General features: G+C 65.6%; 4 protein-coding genes. All 4 read right to left on the bottom strand.

The features are described from left to right. Nucleotides 1–793 (bottom strand): ABC transporter permease (locus R1101_RS27240; RefSeq protein WP_051017581.1); only part of this gene is annotated, 793 nt, incomplete at its 3' end. 5 nt (nucleotides 794–798) lie between these two features. Further along, nucleotides 799–1,722 (bottom strand): ABC transporter permease, encoded by a 924-nt coding sequence (locus R1101_RS0117215; protein ID WP_016934609.1) that lies wholly within the window; start codon nucleotides 1,720–1,722, stop codon nucleotides 799–801. A gap of 81 nt (nucleotides 1,723–1,803) precedes the next feature. Continuing rightward, complete coding sequence (locus R1101_RS0117210; protein ID WP_026003396.1) at nucleotides 1,804–3,417, bottom strand: peptide ABC transporter substrate-binding protein; 1,614 nt, start codon at nucleotides 3,415–3,417, stop codon at nucleotides 1,804–1,806. A 444-nt stretch (nucleotides 3,418–3,861) separates the two neighbouring features. Continuing rightward, nucleotides 3,862–4,212: Rv3654c family TadE-like protein (locus R1101_RS0117205; protein ID WP_016934607.1), on the bottom strand; the 351-nt coding region annotated here is incomplete at its 5' end.

The raw sequence follows: 4,212 nt of genomic DNA, 5'->3' as shown, positions 1-4,212 counted from the left end.
GGACATGGCCGGCATCTGCCAGGCCGATACCGAGATACGACAGCGCCGCCTCGGCCGCGATGAACGTACCGACGGCGACGGTGGCGTACACCAGCACCGGGGTCAGGGCGTTCGGCAGGATGTGCCGGACGAGGATGCGGAAGGTCGACGCACCGAGCACCTGCGCCGCTTGGACGTACTCGCTGCCCTTGACGGCGATGACCGACGACCGCACCAGACGCATCGCGGTCATCCAGCCGAAGGCGATCAACGCCATCGCGACCGTCAGGGCCGTCCTCTCGCTGGTCACGGTCAGCAGCACGAGCGCGCCGAGCAGGAGCGGGATGCCGAAGAAGACATCGGTGAACCGCGCCAGCACACTGTCGAGGATCCCTCCGAAATATCCTGCCAGCGAACCGATCAGGATACCGATCACCAGCACACCGATGACTGCGAGCAGACCGATGGACAGCGACACGCGGGCGCCGTAGACGACGTTGGCGTAGTAGTCACAACCCTGCAGATCGGTTCCGAACCAGTGCTGTGCGCTCGGTGGGAGGCGGGTGTCCGACAGGTCGCAGGCCCGCGGATCGATCCCGCGGGCGAACACCTGCGGCACCACCGCCATCGCGACGAGGACGATGGTGATGACGGCTCCGAACCAGAAGAACGCGCTGCGACGCAGCTTCTTCCACGCGTTGCCCCACAGACTCGCCTGGCCGACGAGCTCGACGGCCTCACCGGTCACGACATTTCCCGGCTCGCCTTCCTGCACGGCGTGCTGGCGGGCGGCCTCGGCGTTATTGGAATCCATCACCACTACTCGTATCTGATCCGTGGGTCGAGGAAGGCGTACAGCACGTCCACGACGAGATTGAAGAAGATGTAGAAGAAGACCATCAGCGTGACGATGCCGACGACCACTGCACCTTCCTGGTTCTGCACAGCGTCGAAGATGGCGCGGCCGAGCCCGGGAATGTTGAACACCGACTCGGTGATGATCGCGCCGCCGAGCAACGCGCCGATGTCGGCACCGATGAACGTCACGACCGGGATGAGGCTGTTGCGCAAGGCATGCCGGGTCACGATGCGGCTGTATCCGACACCCTTGGAACGGGCGGTGCGGATGTAGTCGGCCGCCATCGACTCCGAGACCGCGGTACGCGTCAGCCGCGCCACGTAGGCCATCGACAGGGATGCGAGCACCAGCCCGGGCAGCAGGTAGCTGTACCAGCCGTCGTTGATACCGGCGATCGGGAACAGACCCAGCCTGTATCCCAGGACGTACTGCGAGACGAAGCCGAGGACGAACACCGGGATCGAGACGAGCAGCGTCGACGAGACGAGCACGAGGTTGTCGAAGAAGGAATTGCGGCGCAGCGCCGCGAGCACACCGGCCGTGACGCCGATGAGGATCTCGAAGACCACGGCCACGGCGGTCAGCTGGATGGTGACCGGCAGCCGCTGCGAGATGGTGTCCAGCACCGGCCTACCGGAGAAGTCGGATCCGAAGTCGCCCTGGAACAGTCCGCCGACGTACTTGATGTACTGAACGAAGAACGGATCGTCGAGGTTGTACTGGGCGCGGAGCTGCGCCACGACCGCGGGAGCGAGCGGGCGATCGCCCGCCAGCGCGCGAATGGGATCGCCCGGAAGGGCGTAGACCATCGCGAAGATGAGGAACGAGGCGCCGATCAGGACCGGAACGGTCAGCAGCAATCGACGCGTGATGAAGCGACCCACTGGGTTCTCCTATACGGAACAGAACGTCCTACGTGGGTGGTGGGGTGTCCCGTCTGCGCGGGACACCCCACCACTCGTCACTCAGCCGACCGTGACCTCTTCGGTCACGATGTCTCCGAACGCGTCGATCTTCACGTTGTCGACCCGGTCGCTCGTCACGGCCTGGTTCAGTCCGTAGAAGAGCGGCGTGGCGGGCATGTCGCGGAACAGGATGTCCTCGGCACGCTGGTATTCCACCGTGGCGTCGTCGAGGGTGTCGGCGTTGTTACCGGCCGACAGGGCCGCGTCGAACTCGGGGTTGCTGTAGAAGGACATGTTCGACCCGGCCGGCGGCATCGCGGCCGTGCTGTAGACGGGAGCCAGGAAGTTGTACAGCGACGGGTAGTCCATGATCCAGCCCATCCGGAAGGGACCGGTCATGCCCTTGTCGTCCTGCAGCGGCAGGTACTGCGCGAACTGCAGGTCGCCGCGCAGCACGTACTCGACACCGAGGTTGCTGCGGAACTGGTTGCCGACCGCGGTCATCCACTGGTCGTGCCCGGCTCCGGCGTTGAACCACAGATCGACCGGTCGACTGCGATCGAAGCCCGCCTCGTCGAGAAGCTTGTTGGCCTGCTCGACGTTCAGCTCGCACTTGGCGCCGCAGGCGTCCTCGCGGTACCCCTCGACGACGGGCGATCCGAAAGAGGCCGCCGGCGTGCGGGTGTCGGTGAAGATGGCCGTGGTGATGGCCTGACGATCGATCGCCATCGAGAATGCTTCGCGGACACGGGGATCGGCGAAACGCTCGTCGTAGGTCGGGAACGAGAGCGCGGTGATGTCGGGGCGGGCGCGCTCGACGTAACGATCACCGAACTGGTCGCGGGCGGTGGCCCAGGCGTCCGGCGGCAGATCCAGCAGCACGTCGAGGCCGCCGGCCTGGACGTCGGTGAAGGCGGTGGTCAGTTCGGTGTAGACCTTGAACTGTACGCCCTCGGCCTGCGCCGGGTTGTCACCGGCGTAGTCCTCGTACTTGGTCACGGTGAAGCCCTGACCGTCGACGAAGTCCTCGTCGGCCTTGAACGGGCCGTTGCCGATCGGACGGCGACCGAACGCCTCGGGGTCGTCGAAGAACACCTCGGGCAGAGGGTAGAACGCGGTGTACCCGAGGGTGACCGGGAAGATTGCGAACGGTTCCTTCAGCTCGACGGAGATCGTCGTGTCGTTCACGGCCTCGAGGCCCGACATGGTGGTCGCGGCGGGCTCGGCACCGTCGGCGGCCTGCAGCTCATCGTATCCCTTGACGTTCTCGAAGAAGTACGAGGCGCCGTACGCGTTGGTGCTCAGAGCGGTGTAGTTCCACGCGTCGACATACGACTTCGCGGTGACGGGAGTTCCGTCGTGGAACGTCCAGCCCTCGTTCAGTTCGATGGTCCAGGTCATCTGGTCCTCGGACTCGACCGATTTCGCGACGCCGGTGTACTCCACCTCGCTGGTCTCGTCGTTGTAGCGCACCAACGGCGTGAACAGCGACTTGAGGACCTGATTACCCTCGCTCTCGGTGGTGTTGCCCGGAACCAGCGGGTTCTCGGGCTGCATGATGTGCAGGCTGTAGACGCCCTCGGCACCGGAAGCGCTGCCGCCCCCACATGCCGCGAGCAGGCCGGCAGCCACGAAGCCTGCCGACACGGCCGCGATTACGCGCTTGACCCTCAAGATCGATCCTTCCTCAGTTCCCGCGGGACGAGGTCGCCGTCCGCGCAGGCCGCGATGGTCCGCGGTGTCGGTGTGGGCCACAGTGCGAACGATGTGCAGCCCGGAATGTCGGAGGACTCTAGACACACTTCGAGAGTCCGTCACGCGGCGTCCCCGATCGGGGGACCGGAAAAGAACGAACGAAATACCTTCGTAATCAGACAGGAACACGCGTCGCCTGCCGGATACGTCGATGCGAAAGAGTTCCGACCACGGAACCGACCCTCATCCCCGCACTACATCCGCTCCCGCACCCCTTACCGCTGCCCGACCGGGAACCGGAATTGCTTCGTCCACCACCACTGTGTCCACAATCGCCTATGACGACCGTCACACATAATAAGCACAGGTAAGCAACGAGCGCGAATCCGCTGGATACGGCCGCGAGCGACCCGCCGGCGGGCATCATCGGGCAGGACCGGCTCGCGCGACGGCCGTCGCCTCCTTCCCGCCGAAGAGGGCCGACACCACAGCGGTAACTTCGACGAGGGCGTCCCACTCGTCGATCTCGCAGCGCCGCAATCGCACTCGCATCCGTATGGTGATCACCTCGCTCGCCTCGCAGGCCCCCACGACCCCGCGGTCCAGCGCCGAGGCGACCGCCACCGCCGCCAGGTCGGCCGCCGCCTGCGCACGATGACGTGCGACGACGACCGACCCGACGTGCAGCAACGTGGCCGTGATCGCGATAAGGCCGGCCATCACGGCGCAGCCGATCACACTCGCGCTCCCGTCGTCGCCGAGGAGGGACGGGCC

The organism is Rhodococcus sp. R1101 (assembly GCF_000278445.1).
GTDB lineage: Bacteria > Actinomycetota > Actinomycetes > Mycobacteriales > Mycobacteriaceae > Rhodococcus > Rhodococcus gordoniae.
This window is presented reverse-complemented; position numbering and strand designations above follow the sequence as displayed.